This is a genomic window from Microbispora sp. ATCC PTA-5024 (assembly GCF_000511135.2).
Lineage (GTDB): Bacteria > Actinomycetota > Actinomycetes > Streptosporangiales > Streptosporangiaceae > Microbispora > Microbispora corallina.
The window spans coordinates 197,627-203,378 of the sequence record NZ_KI866523.1; the positions used below are offsets into that span (position 1 = coordinate 197,627).

The 5,752-nt window shown below is 73.7% G+C and carries 5 protein-coding genes and 1 pseudogene; 2 read left to right on the forward strand and 4 right to left on the reverse strand.

Annotation, left to right across the window (positions count from 1 at the left end; translation table 11 throughout):
- Positions 1–1,059, reverse strand: a pseudogene (locus MPTA5024_RS42100) (hypothetical protein); the annotation flags it as partial.
- 595 nt (positions 1,060–1,654) lie between these two features.
- Here MPTA5024_RS42100 and MPTA5024_RS13435 point away from each other — a divergent pair.
- Positions 1,655–2,947 carry a cryptochrome/photolyase family protein gene (locus MPTA5024_RS13435; RefSeq protein WP_036324271.1) on the forward strand — a complete coding sequence of 431 codons (1,293 nt, stop codon included), beginning with the start codon at positions 1,655–1,657 and terminating at the stop codon, positions 2,945–2,947.
- On the opposite strand, the gene MPTA5024_RS13440 is transcribed toward MPTA5024_RS13435, so the two are convergent.
- A complete protein-coding gene (locus MPTA5024_RS13440; protein WP_036326026.1) occupies positions 2,937–3,671 on the reverse strand; it encodes a TetR family transcriptional regulator in 735 nt (244 codons plus the stop codon). The two genes, MPTA5024_RS13435 and MPTA5024_RS13440, sit on opposite strands and share 11 nt — an antisense overlap.
- A gap of 77 nt (positions 3,672–3,748) precedes the next feature.
- Here MPTA5024_RS13440 and MPTA5024_RS13445 point away from each other — a divergent pair, with 77 nt between their 5' ends.
- A complete protein-coding gene (locus MPTA5024_RS13445; RefSeq protein WP_051458136.1) occupies positions 3,749–4,162 on the forward strand; it encodes a PPOX class F420-dependent oxidoreductase in 414 nt (137 codons plus the stop codon).
- Positions 4,163–4,170: 8 nt separating this feature from the next.
- Here MPTA5024_RS13445 and fdhA read toward each other — a convergent pair whose 3' ends face one another.
- Both fdhA and MPTA5024_RS13455 read right to left on the reverse strand, forming a co-directional pair.
- Positions 4,171–5,388, reverse strand: a complete 1,218-nt coding sequence (gene fdhA / locus MPTA5024_RS13450) for a formaldehyde dehydrogenase, glutathione-independent (RefSeq protein WP_036324273.1) — start codon at positions 5,386–5,388, stop codon at positions 4,171–4,173.
- A gap of 52 nt (positions 5,389–5,440) precedes the next feature.
- On the reverse strand, positions 5,441–5,752 hold a 312-nt coding region (locus MPTA5024_RS13455), incomplete at its 5' end, for a SelB domain-containing protein (RefSeq protein ID WP_198167143.1).

Below are 5,752 nucleotides of genomic sequence, written 5' to 3' on the forward strand. Positions count from 1 at the left end.
GTCGAGCGGGGCGTGCGGATGCCTGCGCGTCTGCGGCGGCACGGGCGGGCTCGCCGGTCCGGCCGGGGCCGCGGGCGGCACCTGGCCGTGAACAGGCCGGGCGGGAGCGGACGGCGGCTGCCCGGGGACGGGCCCGGCGGGAGCGGGCGGCGCCGGCGGACCAGCCGAGGATGCAGGAGGCCCGGCCGGGGACGGCTGTGCGACGGACGCGGACGGCCGGACGGGACCCGCCGGGGGGCGAACGGAGGGCGCCGGGAGGTCGTGCTCCGTCGCCACGGGCGCCGCGAGCGGCAGCCCGAACGACGTCGGCGGACGGTGGGCCGACGCGCCCGCGGGAGGCGCGACCACGGTGACGGCCTCGACCAGGCGCCGCCGGGCGTCGGAGGTGAGGGGGGCGAGCGGAGGCCGCGACAGGATCTGCGGCACCGTGTAGCGGATGTTGATAGGCCGCTTGCACACCACGCACGTCACGATGTGCGTCAGCAGTGCCGTACGCGGGGCCCCGAAGTCGGCCGCACCGCCCTCGGGGAAGACGGCCCCGGCCAGTGCGGCGATCTCGGGGCAGAGCGGGCGGCCGCGGGCCAGGCCGTCGAGCCCGCTCACCAGGATCTCCACCATGTCCTGCGTGCGGGCGACGAGCCGTGCGGCCTCCTTCACGGCCAGCGCCTGGACGTACGCGAGGTCCCTGAGCTGCAACTCGTGGCGGTACAGCAGCCGCAGGGTCTCCGCGCCGACGGGATCGACGAGCGACCAGGCGCGGCGGACGGCCCGGTCGTCGGGCACGCCGGGGCCCGGCCCCGGGCGGAAGCCGTCACCCCGGACGGCGCCGGGGCCGCACTCCCGGCGCAGCGCGGACAGCAGCCACGCGCGGTCTGCAACGTTCCCGGGCTTCGCCTGGACGGCGCACGCCTCCAGGGCCGCGCCGGCGGCCCCGACCACGCGCGCGGGCTCCAGATGAAAGGACGCGTAGTCGACGAGGTGGGCGCCGTGCTCGTCGACCCATGCCATCCCCCGGCCGGGGTCGAGCGCGACGTCCCCGGTCCCGGTGGGCGGGGTCATGCGCGGGAAGGCGGGGCGAAGGTGGGATCGGCGTCATGTTCGGACAGCGCATCACTGCGGCCAAGGGGTCGCCCTTGCCTAACTGGAAAATCTGATGCATACCGATACATAGAACGAGATCTTAGACTGACTCCGTTGTGTTGGGAAGGAAAAGAACCAGAGAAATCATGGGTTGATGATAAGCCACAAATAACCGCCATCCGGTCAGCCGAAAGGGACCCAGGAAGGGCGTCCGATACGGCGCCGAGTTCTCTGCAGAGGATGGCGTTCGCGGCGGCCATACGCATACCCACCTGCGGATACGGAAATGCCAGAAGATCGCCGGCGAGGGCGCCGTTTCCGTTCCGGACTTTGTCCGGCCACCTCGTGGCCACGTCGAGGTGAATACTCTTCATATCTGGGAAAGACTGGGGCGGTGGGGCCATTTCCCATGCTTTCTCGGCATTACAGGACGCGCACAGCCGATGCCGAGACGCAGCGGCGGGCCGATCTCTCCCACGCACCCGGAGAGCCGTTCATCAGATAATCATTCTTTTCCGTTTCCACACCGGAAAGCGCCGCAACCGCGCGGCGGGCCGCCACCGAAGAAACAGGCGTGGACACCATCGTCGTGCTGTTCAACAGGGACCTGCGGGTGCACGATCATCCGGCGCTCGCCGAGGCGTGCGTCCGGGCGGAGCGGGTGGTGCCCCTGTTCGTGCTCGACCCGGCCATCGAGGCGCGGCACCGCCGGGACTTCCTGCACGAGACCCTCCACGACCTGCGGTCGTCTCTGCGGGCCCGCGGCGGCGACCTCGTCGTACGGCGGGGGGATCCGGCTGAGGAGGCCGTCCGGGTGGCCGGCGAGACCTCCGCCACCCGGATCTGGGCCGGCGGCGACGTGAGCTCCCTCGCCCGGCGGCGGGAGGGCCGGCTGGCCGGGGCGTGCCAGGCCCGGCGGCTGGAGTTCCGGCTGTTCCCGGGGGTGACCGTGGTGCCGCCCGCCGCCCTGACCCCTTCGGGCGGCGACCACTACCGCGTGTTCACGCCGTACTGGCGGGCCTGGTCGGCGACGCCGAGGCGTCCGGTGCTCGGGCCGCCCGAGCGCGTACGGCTCCCGGACGGCCTGGACCCCGGCGACCTGCCCGAGCCGTCGTCCGAGCCGTTCGGCGTGGTCAGGGGCGGCGAGACCGAGGGGCGGCGGCGCATGGCGGAGTGGGTGGACGCCGGGCTGGCCCGGTACTCCGGCACCCGCGACCGCGTGGCCGGGCGCACGTCGATGCTCAGCGCGTACCTCCACTTCGGCTGCGTGTCCCCCACCGAGCTGGTCGAGCTGGCGTGCGCGCGGCCGGACGCGGAGGACTACGTCCGGCAGCTCTGCTGGCGGGACTTCTACTACCAGGTCGCCTACGCCTTCCCCGACCTCGGACGACGCGACTACCGGCCGCGGGCCGACCTCGACTGGGACGGGGACGGGGACGCGGCGGCGGCGTGGCGCGAGGGGGTGACCGGCGTCCCGATCGTGGACGCGGGCATGCGCCAGCTCCGGCGCGAAGGCTGGATGCACAACCGGGTCCGGCTGATCGTGGGCTCCTACCTGACGAAACGGCTCAGGATCGACTGGCGGGTGGGCGTCGACCACTTCGCCGAACTCCTGCTCGACGGCGACATGCCGAACAACTGCGGCAACTGGCAGTGGGTGGCCGGCACGGGCAACGACACCCGCCCCTACCGCACGCTCAACCCGCTGCGGCAGGCCAGGAGGTTCGACCCGGACGGCGAGTACGTCCGCCGGTACGTCCCCGAGCTGGCGTCCCTGCCGGACGACCTGGTCCACGAGCCGTGGCGGTCCCCGGCGCCGGTGCGGGGCTACCCGCCACGCCCGCTGGGCGGCGAGCTCAGGGCCTGACCGGCCGGGGCGCGGCCAGTTTGGCGAGCTGGCCGAGAATCCGCTCCCGGTACTCCCGCGACAGCGGGTCGACGCCGAAGACGTCCTCCACGACCCGGGGCAGGGCGATCGGCGCGAAGGTCAGCGCGTAGGCGAGCAGGAGCAGGAACTCGGCGTCCAGCTCGCCGGTGATCTCGCCGGCCTCCTGTCGGCGCCGCGTCCGCTCGACGGCGTCCCTGAGCCGGGCCCGCCGCGCCTCCTCCCAGTCGTCCCCGCCGCCGGTGGCCTGCCCCTCCCCGTCGCCGGCCGCCGGCCCGTCCTCGTGAGCGGCCGCCTGCCCATCCGCACCGCCGGCCGCCTGCCCGTCCTCGCCGCCGGGCGGCCGGCCGTCGCCGAGCGCCTGCCAGATCACCAGGCGTGCCCAGTCGGGCCGGTCGAGGGTCGCGTCGAGATGGGCGGCCACGCTCTCCACGTACGTCGCGCCGGGAGCCGCGACGGCGGCCTGCTCGGCGGCCCACCTGCGGCGCAGCTCGTCGAGGAGCCCGCGCTTGCCGCCGAAGTAGTACGAGATCAGCTGCTGGTTCACCCCGGCCCGGGCGGCGATGCCCGCCGTCCGCGCCCCCGAGTAGCCCTTCGCGCCGAACTCCGCCACGGCCGCCCGCAGGATGCGCTCGCGCGTCCGCTCGGCGGCTCTGCCGCGCTCCTCCCGTTCGGGCGCGCGACGGGGCCGATCCGATGAGACCATGACCGGCACGCTAGCCCATCAATCAGATGGGTGACAAATGTCAATCAGACGATTGAACCATCGTCTAGCATGAGGGCATGATCTTCACAGAGCGCGAGATCGCGTATCTCGACGGCCAGCGCCTCGGACGGCTCGCGACCGTCCAGCCCGACGGGACGCTCCAGGTGAGCCCCGTCGGGTTCCGGTACAACCCCGAGCTGGAGACCATCGACATCGGCGGGCACAACATGGCGGCCAGCCGGAAGTTCCGCAACGTGCGCGACAACGGGAGGGTCGCGTTCGTCGTGGACGACGTCCCGTCCGTCGACCCCTGGCAGGTGCGCTGCCTGGAGATCCGCGGGTACGGCGAGGCCCTCGACGATCCCGAGGGGTCGGCCGCTCCGCTCGGCGGGCCCGTCATCCGCGTCCATCCCCGGCGGATCATCAGCTTCGGCGTGGACCCCGGCAACCCGGCCTCGGGCAAGCGGGACGTCCCCGGCCGGGAGGGCTGAACGAGCCCTCAGGACGGGATCACGCCGTGGGGGTCGAGGACGTACTTGCGGGCGGCCCCCCGGTCGAACTCCTCGTACCCCCGCCGCGCCTCCTCCAGCGGCAGCACGGTGGCGTTGACCGCGTCGGCGATCCGGACGCGGTCGTTCAGGATCGCCGTCATGAGCCTGCGGTGGTAGCGCATGACGGGACACTGGCCGGTGAAGAAGGAGTGCGCCTTGGCCCAGCCCAGGCCGAACCGGATGGACAGCGACCCGTGCCGGGCCGCCTCCTCCCCGGCCCCCGGATCACCGGCGACGTACAGGCCGGGGATGCCGAGCCTGCCGCCCGCCCTCGTGGTCTCCATCAGCGCGTTGAGGACGCTCGCCGGCCGTTCCGTACCGGCGTCGGCGCCGTGGCCGTGCGCCTCGAACCCCACGGCGTCGACGGCGCAGTCCACCTCGGGCACGCCGAGGATCGCCTCGACCAGGTCCGCGGGGTCGCCCGTGGACACGTCGGCGGTCTCGCAGCCGAAGCCGCGGGCCTGGGCCAGGCGCTGCTCGTTCAGGTCGCCGACGATCACCACGGCCGCGCCCAGGAGCTGCGCCGAGACGGCGGCCGCCAGCCCGACCGGGCCCGCCCCGGCGATGTAGACGGTCGACCCGGTGGTGACCCCCGCGGTGACGCACCCGTGGTAGCCGGTGGGGAAGATGTCGGCCAGCATGGCGAGGTCGAGGATCTTCTCCATCGCCCGCTCGCGGTCGGGGAACCTCAGCAGGTTCCAGTCGGCGTACGGCGTGAGCACGTACTCCGCCTGCCCGCCGGGCCAGCCGCCCATGTCGACGTAGCCGTACGCCCCGCCCGGCTGCTGCGGGTTGACCCGCTCGCAGATGTGCGTGTCCCCCGCCTTGCAGTTGCGGCAGCGGCCACAGGCGATGTTGAACGGCACCGACACCAGGTCGCCGGTCCGCACGACCTCCACGTCGGGACCCACCTCGACGACCTCGCCGGTGATCTCGTGGCCGAGGACGAGTCCGGGCGGCGCCGTGGTGCGGCCGCGCACCATGTGCTGGTCGCTGCCGCAGATGTTGGTCGCGATCGGCCTGACGATCGCGCCGTGCCGCACCGGCCGTCCCGCGTTCTCCGGCGGGACCCCCGGCCCGTCCTTCAGCACGAACTCCGGATAGCCCGCGTCGACGAGCTCGACGATTCCCGGCCCCTGATAGGCGACCGCTCTGTTGCCCGGCATAGAACGCCCCCTGACCTGCCCCTTCACGGTAACCCGGCGGGCCGGCGGCGGTTCAGCGGGGAGGGCAGCGGCGGTGCGCGTCGTCGAGGCGCTCGGTGAGCCCGGCGCGGTCCAGGTGCTCCAGCAGCGGCACGGCGACCCGGCGGCTGGTGTCCAGGGCCGTCTTCGCCTGGCTGACCGTGAACGGCTGGGGCAGCCGGGCCAGCACCGCCGCCGCCCGCCTGTCGGCCCCGGGGAGCAGGACCACCCCCTCGGCGATCCGCAGCAGGGCCCCCGACCGCACGGCCGCCCCCAGCTCGCGCGGGCCCAGCCCGAGCGCGGCCAGCCGTCCCGCGTCCGGCGCGAGGAACGGCCGCTCGGCCAG